Below are 20,701 nucleotides of genomic sequence, written 5' to 3' on the forward strand. Positions count from 1 at the left end.
TATATTCATAAACTCTCATGCAATGAGAATTATCATTAAACAAATTTAGTTCGCTTACTCAGCTTTTTTGGCGAGAGTAATCAATGGCAGACCAGTGATTGTCCCATTGGACATTACTACGCGTGCGTATTTCAGGTTGAGGATAGGGTGAATTAACGACCAAGCCAGCTCCTGAACTGACTTGGAACTGCTGATCTTGCACTACCACGCCAGAAGCATCCGGCAAAGAGGCCAACTCAACCAGTTGCAGTGTCTCTTTTGACCAAATACCGTAACAGTTACCACGTGGAGAAGTCGCTAAAATCCATTGGTCGGTCGCCGCAATACTGGCAATGTAATGGTTGAATCTTGCCCATTGTTCAGGCTCTGCCAAGAGCGGAATGAGTTCGCCACCTTGGTGATGTAGCGCTACCAAAGGTGGATACTCTTCCGGCTGACCTCGGTATTGTTGGCCGCACAGCACAGTATCTGCACCATCATGAGCAAGATGGCGGATGCTCAAATGGTGGTCGTTCAATATCCTTTGCTCAAGCACTTCTCCTTGATGAGAAAGGTAGGTCAAGCTTGGCATCATGCTCTCTACGTTGAGTGGCTCTCGGCCTAAGGTATGCACCCCACCCACCCCAATCGCGAGCCTGCCATCTGGCATCACAATGACTTCGTGAGGGCCAATACCAAACCCACTGAACTCAGCCACTTTTTGGTAACTGTGCTGCACATCATATACACCAATAATGCCGCGACTTGTCGCTTTCTCGCCTTCGGTTGCATAAAGCCACGCACCATCATTTGAGTAAACGCCGTGCCCATAAAAATGTCGCGTGGGTTGCGCCAGTTGCAATTTGATGAGTTCTCCATTTTGATAGTTAAACACCATCAAAAACTCACCGGGACGACGGGCAAAAGCGACCGCATGCGTCAAGGTGGGATGAATAGCAACACCGTGTCCCCTTGCAGGCAAAGGTAATTGGTGAATCGCTTGGCCTTGGGCGCCGGCTACAACGGCGCGAAACTGCGAGCCTTTATGAATAGCGCAACCAATCAAAGCGGGTTGTGGGCCACGGCGCGTAGTGGCGCACCCCAGCGGCAGCAGGGGAGCTGATGCGCTCAATAACGCCGCTTTCAGTAGCGTACGCCTTGTTAGATCAGTCACCATCGGTTGCATTAAATCCTATCACTACGCCTAGCTCTACCGCGACTTCGTCATGCAGTAAATAATTGAGTTGTTCGAACTTGTTATAGAGCGCAAGCACCTCACGGTAGCCTGCTTTTGTTTGCAATAAATCAAATAAGCTGGCTGTTTGCGGCCACGTTTCCAACATCAAGGATAAATGTGCTTTTACGCGTTCGGCCATGGCGACTTGATCTCTTTCCCGCAACATCTGATCTAAACCGTCTTTTGCTAAATAGAGTGCTTGCATCGCTTGCACATTCTTTTGCAGGTTATTCAAAGAGACTTTGGCGCGCCACGATTCTGAAAAATAAGGGCGTGGCTGGCCGATATTGGCTAAGGGGCGGCTCAGTTTTTTCATGCTGTAATCAAGCTGGTTGGAGAGCAACGCAATGTATTCGGCTTGCCAAGCGCTCAGATCCAGCATCAACCATGGATTCTGTTGCCATTGCTCAGCAATCAAATGAGATTTCGTCGCCAAATTCGCGCTGATCGCTTGTCCAATCATACAGCCCGTTTCTAATTGCTGGTTTTTCAGAAGCGGCGATTGAGGGTCATAGAGTAACCATTCCAATGCGCCAATCCCCTGCACTGTGACACTCTGGTTTGCAATCTGCTCCTCACTCCAGTGCTTGCCACTGCTCGCTAACAGGCTCATTTTTCGCCCGGTGGTGTCTTTTTTATCTGGCCAAAATTGTACGTTCCAACTTTGCTCGAGTGCTTTAGCTGGCCCTCTCTCTTGCCCTTGTAAAAACATCCACGCCCCAATAGTTTGCTGCCACTGTTCTTTCAGCAAGGGCAATGCAACATCGCCCGGCTGGCATTGCTGATCAAATAATTGAGCAAGCTGGTGCGATTGTTGAGCAAAACGCTGCGCCGCAGCAAATTCAACCTCATAAACACCTTGGCTAACATGATTGTTTTTTTGCGGCTCAAGCGCTGATTTCGGCGTCGGTTGGCAAGCCGAAAGTACACTGGTAACCGCTATCGAAAATAGCAGAGGAAATTTCATGCTCGCACCCTATAAAGAATTAAGAAAAGCGATCAACGCGTTGCGTTCGCTGGCATTGAATTGACGTACTTTCTCTTTGGCACTTTGCGCTTCACCACCATGCCAAAGTACCGCTTCCATGAGATTACGCGCTCGGCCATCATGTAAAAAATAAGTATGGCCGCTCACCTCTTGCGTATAGCCGATCCCCCACAAAGGCGGGGTACGCCACTCTTGTCCATTAGCTAAGGCTTCTGGACGATTATCGGCTAACCCTTCGCCCATATCATGCAGTAGTAAATCACTGTAAGGATGGATTTCTTGCTCTGACAAGGCTGGGCGATCCGTTCTTTTTACCGTTTTAAGGTCAGTGCGGTGGCAACTCTCACAGCCAACTTGTTTGAACAATGATTGACCCAGCTTCACTTGTGGATCGTCGACATTGCGACGCACTGGAACGGCTAAATGCTGAGAATAGAATTCGACAAAATCAAGAATGTTGTCACTGACCTCAGGGTCGCCGCCGTTAGGTAAGGTTTGACAGAGTGTTTGCTTCTCGGTGCAGTTTTCTTTTGGGAATAAACGGCTGGTCAATCCTAAATCGCCGTTAAACGCCGCGGCATTCTGTTGCATTAAACTAGGCTGCCCGGCTTTCCAACCAAAACGCCCGATGGCAAAATCTTTTTTTTCTACATCCCAAACACGGTTCACTTTGCCAGAGATACCATCGCCATCACTATCTTCAGGGTCTGCCATTGCTAATAAGCTGGCATCAGCAATGCTTTCAAGTAGGCCAAGGCCAATCATTGGCGGGGCGACACGCGCCGAAAACTGGGTATCAGGATGCATATCGCCATAACCAAGTTCAGCAATTTTTAAATTGGGTTTACGTAACATCACTTGGTGGCCATCCGTAAAAGCAACCGCAATCTCTTGATAAGTGATGTGGATTTGTCCTTCTGCTTTTTGATCGGGCAAAGCGAAATCTTGTAACTGTCCACCATAGATGGGTTCGGGGATCCCCCCTTCTTTGGCGTAGATCGCTTTTTGTTCATCCGTCACCGCTGGAATACTCAGGCGAACCAACATCGAAACGGCATGTGTGTCATTTTTTTCTGGCGGATGGCCGCGACCATCTTTGATGTGACAATTTTGGCAACCATTGGTGTTAAAAAGCGGCCCTAAACCATCTCTTGCATCAGTGGATGATGGCGCTGGCACCCAAGGGTTACGAAAGAAACTGTTTCCCACGCTAAAATCGAGCCGTTTACTCATGGGCAAATTGGCCGCAGGAAGCGAGTAAGCATTCGGCCCAGCTTTGGTTGTACTGGTTTTGCCACCCGATTTCACCTCATCGGCATAAACGGGGTTGGCAAGCAAGGTTAGGAGCGCGACGGTAAAAAACGATCTCATTGGGCTTTTCTCAACATCTTTATTCAGTGTAAACGTGGAAAAGGGCTCATCTGAGCCCTTGGATCTTTCATCTTATTATTAGAATTCGTGGTCTGCAGTATCTGGATTAAGGTTATCAATCCCAATCACTGAAGCGGTACGTTCTATCGAAGCGGTTTGAGCCACTAAAGCCATAATGGCTCCATTGACTATCGCGTTGCCTTGAGGATTGTTAGCCGCGATCAATTGATCGAAATGCTGATTATCTTTTTCAGCCGACGTGACTAATTTGCCGACTTCAGCGCGCGCACTGTCAAACTGCTTTTGAATCTCTTTGGCTGCTTGTGCATCCTTTTGTGCCACTAAATCATTCAGGCTTGGGCCTGTTAGTACCTTTCCGTCTTGACGCTGGTACGAACCCGTATAAAGGTTGTAAATACCTTGTTCATTATAGTAATGAGAGTTATGGGTATTATCCGAGAAACAATCGTGCTCATCTTCAGTCGAGTTTGCTTCTAGCGCCACTTTCATACGCTCGCCCGCTAATTCGCCCAGTGATAAAGAGCCCATACCAAATAGCATCTTACGCAAACCATTGTCTGCTGATTCAGCAAGTAATTCATGACGGTAATTGGCTTTTTCATCCGCAGACCACTGTTTTTCCATCCATGCTAAATCTTGCACGAGCAGTTGAGCAGCCGCTTTTAAGTATTGAGCACGGCGATCACAATGGTTATTAGTACATTCGCTACCCACGACAAAATCCGTGTAAGCACGAGCACCAGCTCCCGCATTGGTGCCATTTAAATCTTGGCCCCACAGTAGGAACTCAATGGCATGATAACCTGAAGCGACGTTAGCTTCAGAGCCACCAATTTCGTTTAAGCTGGCAATCAGCTCTGGTGTGATAGTCGAGACATCAATCGTTGTCGCGCCAATTTTCAACGTTTGGTTGGCAATGATGTTAGCGCTGGCGCCTTCATTGCCCAGTTCATATTGGTAATCAGTAGCGACGTAGTCAATCAGCCCTTCATCAAGAGGCCAAGCATTGAGTTGCCCTTCCCAATCGTCAACAACGGCATTGCCAAAACGGAAGACTTCGGACTGCTGGTAAGGCACTCGCGATGCTAACCACGCTTGTTTCACCTCTTCCAATTTAGCCGCCGAGGGAGTCATCAAGAACTGATCAATTGATTTTTTTAATGATTGAGCGGTCGTCAGCGAATCTGCAAACACGGCATGGGCAATATTGGCATAATGTTCGACCACCTGCTCCTTAGTGACGGTAACGGCAAATGACGCACTACTTGCGATGGCAAGTGAGGCAGCAATTGACTGAATAAGAAGCGTGTTAACTTTCATGGGAGCATCCTTGTTGAGGCGATTTGAGCGTTATCTTATGGTAGTGCTAATTATTATCATTTGCACTTTTAGTCGCCGATAATACAAATTATCCATTTTTTTGCAAGGTAAAAACGCCAAAAACCTCACCGAAATGAGGTTTTTGGCTGTCATCTATAAGTCTGACTTATAGTTTTAAGTTGTGTTTGCCATGGGAAACTTTGGCCTTGAGGTAATTTTCATTACCCGACTTAATATGTGCCGCGGTATTCACGACCTCTACAATTTCAATACCATGCTCCTTCAGCTCACGACTTTTTTTAGGGTTATTAGTGACTAAACGAATCTTGGTTACATTTAACGCTTTCAACATCTGCGCCGCTTCAGTGAAATCACGCAAGTCGTCACCAAAGCCAAGATGATTGTTGGCTTCATAGGTATTCATCCCCGCACTTTGTAAGCGATAGGCATCAATTTTGTTGTACAGACCAATGCCTCGACCTTCTTGACGCAAATAGAGGATAATGCCGCCAACTTCGCCCATTTTATTAATGGTTTCTTCTAATTGTTCACCACAATCACAGCGTGATGAGTGAAAAACATCGCCCGTTAAACACTCTGAATGCATACGGACTAAAGGAGTTTCCTGAGTAACATCAGCGGATTTAAAAATGACCGCAACATGTTCTTTGTCTGTTTTCAGTCCTCTAAAAGAGAGTATTTCGGCGTCAATATTGCTTTTTAGACCGACTTTGAAATCCACTCTGGCTCGTACTTCCGCCATATCTACACTCACTTGAATAATTGCTTGTTGCAATGCTGAATTGATTTGCATTCGAATTGACCCATTGATGACCTAACTATGGGGATAGATACTCCCCTTTTCAATAAAAAGATCACTTGCTGAGAAATGTTATAATATAACATTTCTCAGCAATCAAAAGAAAAAATCTCACCACTTCACGTTATCTTGTTCGGTTCAAAGACAAAACACGTTGATTATTAGACTATATTCCATAGTCAGGACTCACACTCAACATCCAAAATAAGGAAAAATCATGCTGATAGGTTTCGACATTGGCGGCACCAAAATTGAAATTTGCGTACTGGATAAATCAGGAAACACCCTATTTAAACACCGAACCCCTACCCCACATGAGTACGAGCTTTTTCTAAGCACCTTATGTCAACTGGTTGCAATGGCCGAAAGCGAAACGCAAACTCACTGCCAAATCGGGATTGGACTTCCCGGAGCCATCAGCCCAGCGACAGGGCTTATCAAAAATGCCAATTGCACTTTTTTAAATGGTCGAGATTTAAAAGCTGATCTGTGCGCTCGCCTGCAACGCAATGTTGTTATTGCCAATGATGCCAATTGCTTTGCGCTGTCTGAAGCGGTCGATGGTGCCGCCAAAGATGGTAACGTAGTCTTTGGCGCGATTTTGGGCACAGGTTGCGGCGGCGGTATTGTAATCAACAAGCAGGTATTGGTCGGTGCGAACGCCGTATGCGGTGAGTGGGGGCACAATCCGCTGCCAAGTTTTACCAATGAACGTGATGGGCCTAATCGCCACTGTTATTGCGGACGCGATAACTGCATTGAACTCTTTATCTCCGGTTCTGGCTTAACAAAGAGTGCTCAGTTGATTGGTCAACAAGAGTGGAATGCAGCCGAAATTATCACTCGCTACCAGCAGCAAGACCCACAAGCAACAAAGCTTTATCAACAATTGATTGATCAAATGGCGCGCAGCTTTGCTTGCATCGTCAATGTGTTGGATCCTGATGTGATAGTGCTTGGTGGAGGATTATCAAACGTAGCATCGCTGTATGTTGATCTGCCTCGGGCAACAGCGAACTATGTTTTTTCTGATAGTGCACAGATTGTGTTTACCCAAGCGAAATATGGTGACAGCAGCGGCATCCGTGGTGCAGCTTGGCTAGGTTTGAACTAGAAGAAAGTGATTAAAGTCACAACTTTAGTCATCGAAAAATTAAGTAAAGCAAGTGTTTTACATATCAAATGACTGATATTTAAAACATATACTCCTAATTCTATTTATATTTCACCCCAGCACACAAACACAAATGATAGTAATTACCATTTAGATCTAATATCATTGCGCACAGCTTGAATCTGTTATTGATGAATAAGGTAATAACTCAGATGTACACTAAAACACTACTATCAGCCTCCATATTGCTAGCGCTTTCCCCTGCTGCTCTCGCAGAAGAAGTTTCTCGATTCGATGAGGTTGTTGTTTCGGCAACGCGAACTTCTCAAACCATCGAAAATACCGCCGCTTCTGTTGCTGTCATTTCGAGCAAAGACATTGAAGCCAATATGGCAAAAGATGTCGCAGCTATCCTTGAATATACCCCTGGAGTTTCAACCAATAGCTCATCTCGCCAAGGTGTACAGACCATCAATATTCGCGGCGTAGAAGGTAATCGAATCAAAATCATGGTTGATGGAGTCACACAAGGACAAGCATTCGACGGAGGTCCTTACTCTTTTGTCAATTCGAGCGCTATCAGTATCGATCCCGATATGGTAAAGAGTGTTGAAGTCATCAAAGGTGCGGCGTCAAGCCTTCACGGCAGTGATGCCATTGGTGGTGTCGTCGCTTTTGACACCAAAGATCCTCGTGATTTCCTAAAAGGAGACGCAACCACAGGCGGACAAGCAAAGCTTTCCTACTCTTCAGAAGATAAATCTTTCAGTGAACATATTGCCATTGCAAATAGAAGTGGCAATTTAGAGACCTTGGTCGCCTATACTCGCCGTGATGGACAAGAGCAACAAAATTTTGCAGATCGTAAAGAAGATTATTCGATAGAGAGTCAAGATAGTGCAAAAAATGACTTGCTACTTAAGCTCCAATATCAACTGAGCGATGCTCACCGTTTGGAGTTCTTTGGTGAAGCACTGCATAACAAAACAGATTCTGATATCGCTCATTCCAGTTACAAAAACTATCATGGTCAAGATACAACGAAACAGTATCGCCTTGGCATCAAACACATTTGGCTAGCTGACTCTGCCATCGCAGACACCATCACTAGCCGAGCATCTTGGCAAAGCAAAGAAGATAACGGTTTAACGCACCGTTTTCAGCCAGCATCGTCAGGAAGGCCTCCTTACACTCCAGCCAATGCGGACAACCAACAAACCAAAGATTACTTCTATAATGAAGATAAAATTGAATTAGAAACGCAACTGGATAAGTTAGTTACCTTAGGTCAAACCGAACATAACTTTATTTATGGTTTAAGTTTTGCCAGTAGCGATATTTCAAATACCAATACAGAACTCAACTCGGATCCTGCAACGCCAAATCAAGTTTTGGTTTATACACCGGATGCTACAGACCAAAAAATCGGCCTCTTTGTTCAAGATGAGATCACCCTTTTGAGCGGTGATTTGATTGTCACACCAGGCCTTCGTTATGATTCATTTAGCACCGATCCCGGTGGTAGCACCACAGAACCTCTCGTTAAATTTGACGATTCAGCACTCACCAGCCGTCTTGGCGCACTGTACCGTATCAATAATCAACATTCAGTATTTGCTCAAGTCAGCCAAGGCTTCCGTGCCCCTAACTTTACTGAGCTGTACTACACGTATGACAACATTGCTCACCGTTATGTGAACGATCCAAACCCATACCTTAAGTCAGAAACAAGCTTGGCCTATGAATTGGGTTATCGTCACAATACAAACGTCTCGGCAACTGAAATTTCTGCATTTTATAGCGACTATGATGATTTCATTGAACGAGTTACAACTAATAAAGTGAACGGAATAACCCACTACTCCTATGTCAACTTAAGTGAAGCGACGATCAAAGGGATTGAATTATCAAATCAATTAAAATTGGATCAATTAATTGGAGCGCCGAATGGTATGTCAACACGCCTAGCGGCAAGTTATAGCAAAGGTGAAGATGGTAACGGACGTCCATTGAACAGCGTAAACCCATGGAATGTTGTCGCAGCACTAAATTATGATGATGAAAGTACCACTTGGGGTACTAGCCTGAAGTTGAATTATACTGCTGCGAAGTCAGCCGGTAATATCAACCGTGACCAACTTAATAGCGGTACAGAAAACCAAGTTGAACTGCCGAGTGCGACCATTGTCGATATCACCGCTTACTTTAAACCAATGCAAGATGTCACTATTACTGCGGGCATATTTAACTTAACCGACAAAGAGTACTACCGTTGGAATGATATCCGCGGTAAAACAAACTTAGATAACGACTACTCTCAAGCTGAGCGTAACTATGCTATTACCGCTAAATATGAGTTTTAGCGATTAAACCATTATTCACAAAGCCAGCGTTATGCTGGCTTTGTTGTTCCATGAACTCCTCAATAAAAAAGGCTAGATAACTAGCCTTTTCTTACAATGTCCAATGTATCTTGAGCGATTAAGATTACGCGTTGGAAATTTTCTTATGCCCTTCATCAAGGTGCACAAAATCAACCATGTCATCACCAGACACTTGATACGCCTGGCCAAAGCCTTTCACATAAAGACCTTTTTCTACTTTCAACTGGAATAAAGCAAAGTCTTGCAGCTGGCTTAAGCCGTCAATGATCTCGCCAAAACGAGCTTGCATTTGACCAATGACTTGCTGCCATAATGCCGTTTCACGTGGTACGACACTCGCAACGGCGTCAAACGTCAGCCGTTGACGCGCAAAAATCTGTTTTGATGAGCCTTCGTCTGCAATCATCATCAAGGAGACGTGCGGGTTCACCTCCAAGTTACGCGCATGACGAGCGATGTGCGAAATCAGCACAAAGTAACCTTCTTGGTTTTGTACAAATGGCGCGTAACTCACATTCGGACGGCCTTCCGCGTCCACTGTAGCCAATTGCAATGTACGGCGTTCTTGACGAAACTCTTGGATTTCAGGTTCCAATCGTCCTTGTAATCGCTCTTGTTTGATCTGCTGATCCATGACTTTCTCCTCGACCCTTTCGCATTGCGTTCAGGGCTTATCGTTATATCAATATTATTGGTTGGAATGAACGTCTTGTTGTAGTGCTTTAAAACGTGCGACTTGCTCTGCAATCAGTTCGCGCTTTTCATCTCGGCCTAGATAAATTTTAAAAATGTTATCGCCTTGCTCACTAAAGAAACCAAAGTAATGACTTTCACGTCCCATAAAAGGCTTGCTGACTAAAGCAACGTGTTGGATGGATTCCAACTTTAAGTGGCCGTGTAACTCACCCTCTTTACCCATCAAGTTATAATAGCCACGAGCCAACTTCCCTTTTGGAAAAGGTGCTTTCACTTCAAATATAGAGCCAAAAGAGTGGACAATCGTTGTGACCATTCCCCAATCCGCTAATGATTCCAACAGCGATTGAGCTTGAGCTCCATCAACAATCGCAACCATCTCTTTAGGCAATGCCTGCACCACTTCAAATTCAGTCACATTCAACTCTTGCGCCATCGCTGCCGGCAATAAGGTCGGTTGTTGCTCTAATAAAGAGGCCACTTTCTGTTCAAGTAAATCCATATTCATTTCCAGTTCGTTCTTCGCTTTAAATCGCCTTACGCTGGCTCAGTACATCACATTAATCGCCACTAAAAACCCGATCTAGTAAGTAAAATTATGGCAAGGGTGAATTAATTCAGGTTGTTTATGATTGATTGTGGTTGATCGAAAACCCTGTGCTAACAAGGCATTTCTAACCCAGCTTTTAAATTCGTAAAATCATAATTTGATGCAAATGATAATGCAATTGATAATTGATCTTATTTTGATGTTGAGTAATAATCCCTTCATCAGAACGCTTTGTTGCTATATGGAGTACCACGTGAATTTCACTAGATATCTTGTCGCTGGCAGTCTATCTCTCGCGATTCACGCGGCGATCTTGTTTGTTGATGACGAATCAAAAGTGTTTGCCATGCCTGCGGGAAATCAATCCACCTCAGTGTCGATTAACTTTGTGGCTCAACCTCAAGCTCAGGTAGTACAAGAGCAAGCAACAAAAACCCCACCTCCAGAAAAGAGAGCCAACAAACCCAAACCAGCAAAAAAAGAGCCGCAAAAAGTGGTGCAGAAAAAGAGCCTGTCAAAACCGGTAAAAGACAAACCGGCTCCTAAAATACCGACAAAATCAGCACAAGTGCAAACTCCTGTAAAGGAAGCTGTGACATCCTCTGTAGAGAATGAAAATAGCGCTGAATCGACACCGAAAACCGCCGCCGCCCCAAGCAGCAGCGGCGCAACTAATCAACCGAAATTAGTCGATGCGCCGTCTTTTGTTACTCGCCCAGCCCCTCCTGTTTATCCAAGGCTTGCACAAAAACGAGGAATTGAAGGGGTCGCTATGTATGAGGTGTGGTTAGACGAAAACGGCCGCCAAATCAAACAGGTGCTGCTCTCTTCGTCGGGCGCGGCGCTGCTGGATGAATCGGCTCTTAATGCCATCAAACAATGGAAATTCTCTCCTCAAGTGGTGAACGGTGAAAAAATAGCCCACCGAGTGCAAATCCCAGTACGTTTTAAATTGGAAGGATAATGGAACTACTTACTCAACTAGAACAACAACTTGGCCTGATGGCCCGGCCTCTTTTTGTCTGCTCAGCACTTGCGACCATGATCATTACTGAACGGCTTTTCCAAGTACTGCTTAGCCTTGGTGTTGGAAAAGGTGCGATCGGTAGTGCGCTCAACCAAATATCACCGACCAATACAGCGCAAATTGAGGCGTTAGCCAGTGAATTTTCCAGCAAGCGCCCATTGCTTTATAAAGGGGTTGCCATGCTGCTTGCTCATCACGATTTCTCCAAAGGATTACGTGAAGATGCGGCGGGCATTTGGTTGCAAGAAAAGCGTCATCAACTGCATTCCGGACTGCGTATTTTATCTTTGATTGGTGTGATCAGCCCACTGCTAGGCTTACTTGGCACTGTGTTAGGTTTAATTGAAATGTTCAAGGGGGTGGCGCTCTCTTCTGGCAATATTACGCCAAACGACCTTGCGGATGGCCTAGGCATTGCGATGCGAACCACGGCTGCAGGTTTGCTGATCGCGCTTCCCGCAATTACCGGCGCTCAATTGCTTGGCGTATGGGCTGACAGAGTGATGGCAAAACTTGAGCACACACTCAATTATGTCAACTTATGGCTCGAAGGTGTTTCTTTACAGCATGATTGCACCACCAAACAAGAGCGTGTAGCTAAGTATGAAGACGTCTCTGATAATGATGTGGTAATGCCTCATGATTAAAACGCCGCACTCTCACTCATCCGCATTAATGCCAGATTTAACGCCATTGTTGGATATCATTTTTATTGTCATGGTGTTTTTACTGCTTACAGCCGCGGTTAAATTTGAGTCATTAGACGTTTCACTGCCAACAACCGACTCACCCACCGTGAGTGAAGTGAACAAGCAGTCAATCACAGTGAATCTTCTGGCGCACGAACCTTACTGGGCTATCGATGGCAAACAGTATATCGATTGGAATAACTTCACATTGGCGTTGTTAGAACAAAGCAAAGCGAGTGATCGCCCCATCGTGATTGGCGCAGACAAAACCGCCGAAGTGCAGCAGTTGGTTAAATTGCTGGCGTTCTTGCAAGACAATGGCATCGCTGCCACTCAGTTATTAACCGACCATCCCCAATAGCCTATTCATACACGCTTTTAAAAACCGTATGATTTTCATGAGTACAACACGATGACACACAAATCTCTTTCTCATTGGCTTGTTGCCATAACGCTCTTCATCTTATCACCTTGGCTCTGCGCGCAAGAACGGATTATCAGTGCGGGCAGCGCGGTGACCGAAATCCTCGTTGCGTTAGGCGCACAAAATAAACTTGTTGCGGTCGATGTCACCAGTGAAATTCCAAACGATCTTGCTCTCCCAAAAATCGGTTATCATCGCCAATTATCCGCAGAAGGATTATTAGCCTTAGCACCAACACAATTGATTGGTTCTAGTGAAATGGGGCCAGAAAGCACATTGCAACAGCTTAAAGGCGCTGGCGTTAACGTCGAGGTGGTGAATGATGAATCCACACCACAGGGGTTGTTGGCACGCATTGACCAAATCGCGACGCTCGCTGATGCAAAGCCTCAAGCTAAAGCGCTCAAACAGCAAGTTCAAAGCACAATAGCGGCGTTAATCCACCATCAATCTACCCACAAGACTCCGAAAAAGGTGCTATTTCTTCTTATCCACGAAGGAAGAGCAGCTAACGTGGCGGGCAGTGACACCACGCCAAACAGCATTATTGAGTTGGCTGGCGCGGTTAACCCAGCCGCTGAACAAGTGACGTCTTATAAACCACTGTCGATGGAAGCGATAATTGAGATGCAACCAGACGTGATTTTAGTCAGTGGCCGCAGTTATGAAAAACTCGGAGGAGCAGACGCCATTTTGCAATCCATACCGACGTTAGTAGCAACTCCGGCTGGGATAAATAAGCAGATCATCACCATCGATGGCCACGCTCTCGTCGGCGGGTTAGGCCTTAAAAGCTTGGCTGAAGCGCAACGTCTAAACGCATTGCTCTATCCTTAAGGAGCTTATTTTGTTACGTCATCTCTCAAAAAATGTGGTGAATGCAACGCTGTTAGTTTTGGTAATCTTAGTGAGCCTTTATTCTGTCACCGTTGGTCCAATGAATATCAGCTTCAGTGACAGCATAAAAAGTCTCGTGCTGCACTCCAATGACATTGCCGCGCACATCAATTTAGTCATCCACGAAATACGCTTTCCGCGTACCCTGCTCTGCTTGTTGGTCGGCGCAATTTTGGCGCTGTGCGGAACGGTGATGCAAGGCTTGTTTCGTAATCCATTAGCTGAGCCTGGCATTATCGGTGTTTCGGCAGGTTCAGCCCTCGGAGCCGCACTTGCGATTGTGCTATTCGCCAATTTAGCGCTGTTTTCCAACCCGTGGATGAGCGCTGCGGTGGTACCTATTTTTGCCTTTTTAGGCGGTGCATTGACTACCTTGTTGGTTTATCGATTAGGCACCAGTAAATTTGGTACTTCCGTCACCATCATGCTACTCGCAGGCGTCGCCATCAGCGCGCTATCGGGGGCGGGTATTGGCTATTTGAATTATGTTGCAGACGATCAAATGCTACGCGATCTCTCATTGTGGTCAATGGGATCACTGGCGGGTGCAAACTGGCAAAATATTCTCTTGTGCGCTGTGACCTTACTGCTGCTGCTCGTCTGTTTCTCCCGTCAAGCGATGGCGCTCAACGCACTATTACTTGGCGAGTCTGAAGCGCGTCATCTAGGCATTTCTGTGCAACGGCTTAAACGTTCAATGATTTTACTCAGCGCACTCGGCGTTGGAGTGACCGTCAGCGCGGTGGGTATGATTGGTTTTATCGGTTTGGTCATCCCTCATCTAGGCCGGATGCTGGTTGGCCCCGATCACCGTAGTTTGATCCCCATTTCGGCTTTACTTGGTGCACTCTTACTCACTGTCGCCGATATGTTTGCCCGTATAGCAGTGGCACCTGCGGAGCTGCCTGTCGGGATTGTGACTGCGCTGGTGGGTGCACCTTTCTTCCTTTATCTTCTGTTTCAACAAAAAGGCAAAGTATTTTGAGTACAACGGCAGCGATCCAAGCCAGTAATATATCGGTTAAATTTGGCCATCGAACCATTTTGGATAAGATTGATATTGAGATTTTTTCAGGTCAAGTCACAGCGTTACTTGGCCCCAATGGTGCTGGAAAAAGTACCTTGCTGAAAATACTCAGCGGTGAAATCTCATCAACAGGCAAAATGGCTTACTTCGGTGTTCCGCAAGCACTGTGGCAACCGAATGAGTTAGCAAAGCACTTGGCTATTCTTCCGCAGCAAAGTACGTTGAGCTTTCCTTTTATCGCTCAAGAAGTGGTGGAATTAGGCGCACTGCCATTAAATTTATGCCACCAACAAGTCAGTGAAGTGGCGCTACACTACATGCAACAAACCGATATCAGCGATAGAGCGAACAATCTCTACCCGGCTTTATCGGGTGGTGAAAAACAACGTTTACATCTGGCGCGGGTATTAACTCAACTTCACCACTCCGGTGACAAAAAAATCCTGATGCTGGATGAACCAACGTCAGCGTTAGATCTGGCTCACCAGCACAATACACTGCGCATTGCACGTTCATTAGCACGCCAAGAGCAGTGCGCTGTTGTAGTCGTGCTGCACGATCTCAACCTTGCGGCTCAATATGCAGATCGCATGGTGATGCTGCACAATGGCAAACTGGTTTGTGATGCGCCACCTTGGGAAGCGCTCAATGCAGAAAGAATTGAGCAGGTGTATGGCTACTCGTCGCTTGTCGCCGCACATCCAACCATGGATTTCCCAATGGTCTACCCCATCTAATATTGTCCTTAATAATTGTCCGTATTTGTGGGCGCGTCCCTTCGCTATAATGCGCCCCAATTCTTTATATCGTTTTTTAAAAGGTACCCCATGAGTCAGTACGTCGTCTGTGCACTCTATAAGTTTGTTGAACTCAATCACTACCAAGAGCTGCAAGCACCGCTTCTTGAACTAATGGAGGAAAACCAAATTCGTGGCACGCTATTATTAGCCAGTGAAGGAATTAACGGCACTGTGGCATCAACACGCAAAGGGATAGATGTGCTACTAGCTTGGCTTGATGCAGAACCGAACTTGAAAGGCACGGTTTACAAAGAATCACAAGCCTCAGAGCAGCCATTTAACCGTACCAAAGTGAAGCTAAAAAAAGAGATTGTCACTATGGGCGTTGAAGGTATTGACCCTCGTCACGTTGTGGGCACTTACGTGAAACCAGAAAACTGGAATGCGCTAATTTCAGACCCTGATGTGCTGGTTGTCGATACCCGTAATGATTATGAAATCCAAATCGGCACCTTCAAAAATGCGCTTAACCCACACACTGAAACCTTTCGTGAGTTTCCTGATTATGTGAAGAAGAACCTCGCACCAGAGAAACACAAAAAAGTCGCGATGTTTTGTACTGGCGGGATTCGCTGTGAAAAGTCCACGGCTTATTTAAAAGAGCAAGGGTTCGATGAGGTGTACCATCTCGAAGGTGGCATTTTGAAATACTTAGAAGAAGTGCCGCAAGAAGAGAGCTTATGGCAAGGTGACTGCTATGTGTTTGATGGCAGAGTGGCTGTAGGGCACGCTTTAAAAGAGAGTCACTACGATGTATGTAACGCTTGCCGTTTGCCGATTACCTATGAAGACAAACAGAGCGAAGTCTACGAGCAAGGCGTCAGTTGCCCATCCTGCTTCGGTACTCACTCTGCGGAACAACTGGCCCGTTTCCGTGAGCGAGAAAAACAAGTTCAGCTCGCAAAACAGCGTGGAGAAGCACACATTGGCGGTGATACCGCATCACTGATCGAGCAAAAGCGTGCGCAAAAATTAGCACGCAAAGCTGAGCAGCGCGGCTCGAAGCGCTAATATTTACCCCAATGCTTACTTCAAAGGATTCAAATCCTATTGGAATAGAAAAAGGCCGCAGCGTTAAAACTGCGGCCTTTTTTTTAAAAAAATCACTGAATACCGTATTTCGCTAAAATGGCATCAAATGTTCCGTCAGCTTTAATCGTGGCTAACCCTTTGTTATACGCATCAATATATTTCTGCGCATTAGGGTTTGCTTTACCTGAGGTAACATGTAAAGGATTTTTAGACAAAGATGCAGTGGTAAACTGAAAATCACTGCTATTTAAGCCCGCCTCTTTCATGGTCGATAACGCAACCAACTTATCTTCAAGGGTAAGATCGATTCGTTTGGCTTGCAGTTTCTTCAAGTTAGTCGTGAGATCATTAGCGTCTGGTTTGTTGAAATTAGTGGCGGATAAAAAGTCATCCCCATAACCATAGCCCCTAACGATGCCAACTTGTTTGCCACTCAAACTATTTAAACCTGAAAATTCGAAAGCATCGCCCGCTCTTTTAATAAAGCTCAGTTCATTTTCTAAATATGAGTCACTGTAAAGTAAATAAGCCGTTCTCTCCTGCGTATACCAAGTTGCAGGCAACAGATCAATTCTGCCTTTACTCACCTCATCTAATGCTCGTGACCAAGGCATGATTTGAAAATTGACGTCATAGCCCTGTGTTTTCATAGCCGCAACAGCGATTTCTACCGATAGCCCCGGCATGCTTTTATCCGGTGAAATAAACGGTGGCCATGGATCTTGCGCAGCCGTAATAGTAGCAGCAAAGCTACTCGGTAAGGCCATCATCATACTGAAAATAAAGATCAACAGACGCTTCATACTTTCTTCTCCTTGAAGGTGGAACTTATGTTTTGAACTTACGCATATGAGTTTTAATGTTTGAGCTCAGTTGAAGAACTTCTTTCGTTCTCTGAGCATTATCTTGACCACTACTCGACAGCTCATTAGTGGCCTCTGATGCTTCAACAATCGCCTGACTGACTTCATCAATGGCTTGTTTCTGCTCTTCTGTGGCATGCGAAATCTCTCCATTTCTTTCAGAAATTTCAGAGATAGTATTTTTCACCTGCTCAACAGAATGTTGTGACTCTGATACTCGCTTAGCGGTGCTTTCTAACAAATTAGAGATGCGAATAATTTCTTGCTCAACCGATTCTGTTGCACTGCTAAGTGAGCGAATATTGGTTTGGATCTGTTCGGTGGATTGGCTGGTTTTGGTCGAAAGGTTGCGCACTTCGTCAGCCACTACTGCAAAACCACGACCATGCTCACCTGCGCGTGCCGCTTCAATAGCAGCGTTCAGTGCCAGCAAGTTGGTTTGCTCGGAAATGTCATTAATCACCCCGACCACCGTTGATATTTTTCGCCCTTCATCAAGCAGCTTATGCATCTCCGCGTTTACCGAACCCATTTCGGAACGCATGTTTACAATCTCGGCGGCAGAGCGTTCTATTGAGTGGTAAACATTATCGACCAATTGAGAAGCCTCACTTGCTTGCCTTGCGGCGTCATTAGCGGTTTCAGCCACTGTTGCCACCGACTGACTCATCTGTGTGGAAGCGGCAGCGACGGTCGATAAACTGTGTTTTTGTTGATCAATTTGCTGCGCATTTCTCATGGCAACCTGACCACTCATCTCTGCGGTGTCTTTTAACTGCACAGAAGCATTCGTTACTTGTACAACTATCTCCCTTAGCGACTCCGTAAAATGATTAATACTGCGGATGATCTGCGAAAACTCTCTATATTTGGGTTCTGGAATGATACGACTTAAATCCCCTTCACCGGTTGCAAGATCGGCCACTCGCTCTGTCAAATCGTTGAGCGGGCGAAGGACGGTTTTCGTTAACGCCAAAATTAAGAATACAATCATTACGCTATCTAAAATCAGCAACTCAATCAGGCTATATTGCAGACTTTGTAACAAGGTTTTTTCTAGCCTATCTGTGTTATAGAAAAGCTCTACCTGACCAACTTCATTTTCCTTTTCATACTCAACAAAGGTGAGCTTTTGCACCGAAGAGAGCATGGATTCGTATTGTTTTCCCTCATTGGGCTCCATCTCTTTCACATCTTGAGAGTCGGGTGATGTACTCAGGAAAAGAAGCGGTGTACCACCCGCATCTTTCACTCTAACCGCTTGTATGTCTGGGTTATTTAACTCTGCTGAAATAGTGAGTTTGGCGGCATGTAAATCAAAATCCCAAATTGCTTTAGGTAGGCTGTAGCTCAAGCGCTCTTTTGCATTCAAGATTGATGTATCTAGGCTATGCTGTAGCTCCGCTTTCTTTGACTGGTAATCAATGTAACTAGAAATGCCCAACACAATGGACACTGCCAGAACAACTTGGGTAACAAAGATCACTTTGACACTTTTCCACATACTTCATTTCGCCTTAATCAATGGTATGAGTTAAGCACTGTGCGTTGACTTCATCGCACCGCATGATAGCCATCTGACTCTTGTGTTTAATGAATAGGACGCAGACCAGAAGAGAGGTCAATATCATCTCTGCTATTGTTTGAACTCATACCGATCATGTTGATCTCACTTATCTTTTACTTAAGGATAGACCAAGAAAGAAAAAGGTTATTATTTTTTGAGCCGAAAGTTTACTTTCGGCTTAATTTAGAATTGAGTAGCGAATGAAGAAGCGCTGACGGGCTGGATAGGAGAGTATTTGGCCGTAACCAACGCATTTAATAGTGATACTCCTGTCGCCTCTTGTTCGGTAAACACTCTTGCACTCATCACTGCTTTTCCGCCGTTGATGAACACTTCTAATGAAGAATTATCCGCGAGAATCTGCAGCTCAACCTGTTCACACTCTAAGGCCAATTCACGAATCACATCACCTTGGCGTATCAAAGTATGGGAACGATCAAAGCGTAATACTTTTTGCTGGGCATCTAAACTCAGTTCAACGTATTGCTCATCTTTTTCAAACAAACGTAAGCTTGCCCCCCACGGCAAAGTGATACACATTTCAAAACTTTTGGTGTTGAGAATGGTGCATTTATCGCTTAACTCCAAACTTACCGGCTGGTGACATAACTGCTCTAGTTCTCTTATAGGCCTTTGAATAAGTTGATCATTCTCAACACTCAACTCACGTAGTGCCGTAAGTTGATGCAACCAGCCGTTGTCACAGCTAGGATGATTAACTTCGTCAGGCAGCCCCATCCATGCACACAAGACACGATGCCCGTCTGCCGTTTGCATGGTTTGAGGAGCATAAAAATCAAAGCCGTGATCCAGTGGTTGCAGATGACAAAAGTGAGGATGATCATTTTCATCCCATAAGACTTTTGCAATACGATTCTGATGGATAACTGTGTGGTTCACGTTATCTGAAATAATCCCTTGAGGGCCAAAAACAAAATAACTTTGGCCCGCAATTTCAAACAGATCGGGACATTCCCACATGTAACCTAGCGGTGCGATTTCTTCACCAAATAGACCATCGAAATGCCACTCTTTAAGATCATGTGAATGGTAAATCGCCAGCCGACCTTGCAACTGCGTTGTTTGCGCGCCAAGCAACATGAGCCATTTGCCTCGGTGGCGCACTATTTTAGGGTCGCGAATGTGTTCCGTGACACCCGTTGGCAAATTACGGATCACTGGGCCACGTTTTTCAAAACGGAGACCATCTTGCGACACGGCTAAACATTGCGTTGTTTGACGCAATCGCTGTTCACCTAACCGAACATTGCCAGTATAGAAGAGCATCAACTCATCGTTGTGACTTAAAGCATGACCAGAAAAAACTCCGTGACTGTCATACCAATCTGATGGAGTCAGTGCAATACCTTGCCATTGCCAGTGAATAAGATCAGTACTCGTCAGTTGTACCCAATATTTATCCTTGTGCTCACACCCATAAGGATACCACTGATAAAAAAGATGATATTTTCCTTGGTGATAAATGAAACCGTTTGGGTCATTGAGCAGCCCTTGCGGCGGAGAAATATGCCACGTTGGACGAAAGGGACAATCGTTTGGCGAGGAATAGGCGTACGCATTAAGCCGCAGCTGAGAATCAATCATTCGACCTAAACTGTTGATCAGTTCATCGGCATATTCATTGATGCTATCTTGTTGAATCAAAAATGAAAGCTGCCACTCACCAAGCACTTCTCGCAATCGCATATGGCTAGGCAAAACATTGACTAAAGCTGGATCTCGCAGCGCAATAACGATTTCGCCTCTTGGTGCGAGTACTCTATGAATATTGGCCGGGCCGCCAACTAATCTCACCATCTCTTCAAATGACATTTTTTCCACTGGCACTGTTTCTAATGACATGACTTACACTCAATTTTCGGGAACGATTGCAA

19 protein-coding genes are annotated in these 20,701 nt (G+C 45.4%); 9 read left to right on the forward strand and 10 right to left on the reverse strand.

Features of this window, described 5'->3' with window-relative positions; translation table 11 throughout:
• Positions 1-58: 58 nt before the first annotated feature.
• The 5 genes from AACQ42_RS01495 to AACQ42_RS01515 form a co-directional block, all read right to left on the reverse strand.
• Positions 59-1,156 carry a DUF1513 domain-containing protein gene (locus AACQ42_RS01495; protein ID WP_176429640.1) on the reverse strand — a complete coding sequence of 366 codons (1,098 nt, stop codon included), beginning with the start codon at positions 1,154-1,156 and terminating at the stop codon, positions 59-61.
• Positions 1,146-2,183, reverse strand: a complete 1,038-nt coding sequence (locus AACQ42_RS01500) for an imelysin family protein (protein WP_088732516.1) — start codon at positions 2,181-2,183, stop codon at positions 1,146-1,148. Before AACQ42_RS01500 ends, AACQ42_RS01495 begins: the two co-directional genes overlap by 11 nt.
• A gap of 9 nt (positions 2,184-2,192) precedes the next feature.
• Positions 2,193-3,575 carry a di-heme oxidoreductase family protein gene (locus tag AACQ42_RS01505; protein WP_088732517.1) on the reverse strand — a complete coding sequence of 461 codons (1,383 nt, stop codon included), beginning with the start codon at positions 3,573-3,575 and terminating at the stop codon, positions 2,193-2,195.
• A 78-nt stretch (positions 3,576-3,653) separates the two neighbouring features.
• Positions 3,654-4,916, reverse strand: a complete 1,263-nt coding sequence (locus tag AACQ42_RS01510; RefSeq protein WP_094165001.1) for an imelysin family protein — start codon at positions 4,914-4,916, stop codon at positions 3,654-3,656.
• A gap of 166 nt (positions 4,917-5,082) precedes the next feature.
• On the reverse strand, positions 5,083-5,730 hold the full coding sequence (locus AACQ42_RS01515; RefSeq protein WP_013856740.1) for a GTP cyclohydrolase II: 648 nt from the start codon (positions 5,728-5,730) through the stop codon (positions 5,083-5,085).
• 223 nt (positions 5,731-5,953) lie between these two features.
• Between AACQ42_RS01515 and AACQ42_RS01520 the strand changes: the two genes are divergently transcribed.
• Together AACQ42_RS01520 and AACQ42_RS01525 are read left to right on the forward strand one after the other, a co-directional pair.
• Positions 5,954-6,850 (forward strand): ROK family protein, encoded by an 897-nt coding sequence (locus tag AACQ42_RS01520; RefSeq protein ID WP_017050566.1) that lies wholly within the window; start codon positions 5,954-5,956, stop codon positions 6,848-6,850.
• Positions 6,851-7,062: 212 nt separating this feature from the next.
• Entirely contained in the window at positions 7,063-9,213 is a 2,151-nt protein-coding gene (locus tag AACQ42_RS01525; protein WP_094165003.1) for a TonB-dependent hemoglobin/transferrin/lactoferrin family receptor, read from the forward strand.
• Positions 9,214-9,337: 124 nt separating this feature from the next.
• On the opposite strand, the gene hutZ is transcribed toward AACQ42_RS01525, so the two are convergent.
• Positions 9,338-9,868: a heme utilization protein HutZ gene (gene hutZ, locus AACQ42_RS01530; RefSeq protein WP_017044790.1), complete on the reverse strand. Its 531-nt coding sequence runs from the start codon at positions 9,866-9,868 to the stop codon at positions 9,338-9,340.
• 54 nt (positions 9,869-9,922) lie between these two features.
• Complete coding sequence (hutX, locus tag AACQ42_RS01535) at positions 9,923-10,432, reverse strand: heme utilization cystosolic carrier protein HutX (protein ID WP_088732522.1); 510 nt, start codon at positions 10,430-10,432, stop codon at positions 9,923-9,925.
• Positions 10,433-10,733: 301 nt separating this feature from the next.
• On the opposite strand from hutX, the gene AACQ42_RS01540 reads away from it, so the two are divergent.
• From AACQ42_RS01540 to trhO, 7 genes are all read left to right on the forward strand, one after another.
• Positions 10,734-11,444, forward strand: a complete 711-nt coding sequence (locus tag AACQ42_RS01540) for an energy transducer TonB (protein ID WP_026028299.1) — start codon at positions 10,734-10,736, stop codon at positions 11,442-11,444.
• A complete protein-coding gene (locus AACQ42_RS01545) occupies positions 11,444-12,154 on the forward strand; it encodes a MotA/TolQ/ExbB proton channel family protein (RefSeq protein WP_094165005.1) in 711 nt (236 codons plus the stop codon). Before AACQ42_RS01540 ends, AACQ42_RS01545 begins: the two co-directional genes overlap by 1 nt.
• Positions 12,147-12,557 (forward strand): ExbD/TolR family protein, encoded by a 411-nt coding sequence (locus AACQ42_RS01550; RefSeq protein WP_013856733.1) that lies wholly within the window; start codon positions 12,147-12,149, stop codon positions 12,555-12,557. Before AACQ42_RS01545 ends, AACQ42_RS01550 begins: the two co-directional genes overlap by 8 nt.
• Positions 12,558-12,608: 51 nt before the next feature.
• Positions 12,609-13,457, forward strand: coding sequence for a heme/hemin ABC transporter substrate-binding protein (locus AACQ42_RS01555; RefSeq protein WP_094164116.1), 849 nt, complete (start codon positions 12,609-12,611; stop codon positions 13,455-13,457).
• Positions 13,458-13,557: 100 nt separating this feature from the next.
• Positions 13,558-14,502 carry a FecCD family ABC transporter permease gene (locus AACQ42_RS01560; protein WP_232471681.1) on the forward strand — a complete coding sequence of 315 codons (945 nt, stop codon included), beginning with the start codon at positions 13,558-13,560 and terminating at the stop codon, positions 14,500-14,502.
• Complete coding sequence (locus AACQ42_RS01565; protein WP_094165007.1) at positions 14,499-15,281, forward strand: heme ABC transporter ATP-binding protein; 783 nt, start codon at positions 14,499-14,501, stop codon at positions 15,279-15,281. The genes AACQ42_RS01560 and AACQ42_RS01565 overlap by 4 nt, the downstream gene beginning before the upstream one ends.
• Positions 15,282-15,371: 90 nt before the next feature.
• The gene (gene trhO / locus AACQ42_RS01570; RefSeq protein WP_047691801.1) at positions 15,372-16,355 is read left to right on the forward strand and encodes an oxygen-dependent tRNA uridine(34) hydroxylase TrhO; all 984 of its coding nucleotides are present in this window, start codon (positions 15,372-15,374) and stop codon (positions 16,353-16,355) included.
• A 92-nt stretch (positions 16,356-16,447) separates the two neighbouring features.
• On the opposite strand, the gene AACQ42_RS01575 is transcribed toward trhO, so the two are convergent.
• From AACQ42_RS01575 to AACQ42_RS01585, 3 genes are all read right to left on the reverse strand, one after another.
• Positions 16,448-17,179: a transporter substrate-binding domain-containing protein gene (locus AACQ42_RS01575; protein WP_013856728.1), complete on the reverse strand. Its 732-nt coding sequence runs from the start codon at positions 17,177-17,179 to the stop codon at positions 16,448-16,450.
• A 25-nt stretch (positions 17,180-17,204) separates the two neighbouring features.
• Positions 17,205-18,743, reverse strand: coding sequence for a methyl-accepting chemotaxis protein (locus tag AACQ42_RS01580; protein WP_013856727.1), 1,539 nt, complete (start codon positions 18,741-18,743; stop codon positions 17,205-17,207).
• A 246-nt stretch (positions 18,744-18,989) separates the two neighbouring features.
• The gene (locus AACQ42_RS01585; RefSeq protein WP_094165009.1) at positions 18,990-20,669 is read right to left on the reverse strand and encodes a glycoside hydrolase family 32 protein; all 1,680 of its coding nucleotides are present in this window, start codon (positions 20,667-20,669) and stop codon (positions 18,990-18,992) included.
• Positions 20,670-20,701: the final 32 nt, after the last annotated feature.

The sequence above is a fragment of the Vibrio sp. V12_P9A6T4 genome, assembly GCF_963874835.1.
GTDB classification, from domain to species: Bacteria; Pseudomonadota; Gammaproteobacteria; order Enterobacterales; family Vibrionaceae; genus Vibrio; species Vibrio anguillarum.

What these genes read in the sequence shown, in the direction of transcription:
- AACQ42_RS01545 (WP_094165005.1), top strand. Translation starts at nt 11,444, where the DNA reads ATGGAACTACTTACTCAACTAGAACAACAACTTGGCCTGATGGCCCGG.
- AACQ42_RS01505 (WP_088732517.1), bottom strand. Translation starts at nt 3,575, where the DNA reads ATGAGATCGTTTTTTACCGTCGCGCTCCTAACCTTGCTTGCCAACCCC.
- AACQ42_RS01555 (WP_094164116.1), top strand. Translation starts at nt 12,609, where the DNA reads ATGACACACAAATCTCTTTCTCATTGGCTTGTTGCCATAACGCTCTTC.
- AACQ42_RS01525 (WP_094165003.1), top strand. Translation starts at nt 7,063, where the DNA reads ATGTACACTAAAACACTACTATCAGCCTCCATATTGCTAGCGCTTTCC.
- AACQ42_RS01580 (WP_013856727.1), bottom strand. Translation starts at nt 18,743, where the DNA reads ATGTGGAAAAGTGTCAAAGTGATCTTTGTTACCCAAGTTGTTCTGGCA.
- AACQ42_RS01495 (WP_176429640.1), bottom strand. Translation starts at nt 1,156, where the DNA reads ATGGTGACTGATCTAACAAGGCGTACGCTACTGAAAGCGGCGTTATTG.
- AACQ42_RS01515 (WP_013856740.1), bottom strand. Translation starts at nt 5,730, where the DNA reads ATGCAAATCAATTCAGCATTGCAACAAGCAATTATTCAAGTGAGTGTA.
- AACQ42_RS01500 (WP_088732516.1), bottom strand. Translation starts at nt 2,183, where the DNA reads ATGAAATTTCCTCTGCTATTTTCGATAGCGGTTACCAGTGTACTTTCG.
- hutX (WP_088732522.1), bottom strand. Translation starts at nt 10,432, where the DNA reads ATGGATTTACTTGAACAGAAAGTGGCCTCTTTATTAGAGCAACAACCG.
- trhO (WP_047691801.1), top strand. Translation starts at nt 15,372, where the DNA reads ATGAGTCAGTACGTCGTCTGTGCACTCTATAAGTTTGTTGAACTCAAT.
- AACQ42_RS01510 (WP_094165001.1), bottom strand. Translation starts at nt 4,916, where the DNA reads ATGAAAGTTAACACGCTTCTTATTCAGTCAATTGCTGCCTCACTTGCC.
- AACQ42_RS01560 (WP_232471681.1), top strand. Translation starts at nt 13,558, where the DNA reads ATGAATATCAGCTTCAGTGACAGCATAAAAAGTCTCGTGCTGCACTCC.
- hutZ (WP_017044790.1), bottom strand. Translation starts at nt 9,868, where the DNA reads ATGGATCAGCAGATCAAACAAGAGCGATTACAAGGACGATTGGAACCT.
- AACQ42_RS01575 (WP_013856728.1), bottom strand. Translation starts at nt 17,179, where the DNA reads ATGAAGCGTCTGTTGATCTTTATTTTCAGTATGATGATGGCCTTACCG.
- AACQ42_RS01520 (WP_017050566.1), top strand. Translation starts at nt 5,954, where the DNA reads ATGCTGATAGGTTTCGACATTGGCGGCACCAAAATTGAAATTTGCGTA.
- AACQ42_RS01585 (WP_094165009.1), bottom strand. Translation starts at nt 20,669, where the DNA reads ATGTCATTAGAAACAGTGCCAGTGGAAAAAATGTCATTTGAAGAGATG.
- AACQ42_RS01550 (WP_013856733.1), top strand. Translation starts at nt 12,147, where the DNA reads ATGATTAAAACGCCGCACTCTCACTCATCCGCATTAATGCCAGATTTA.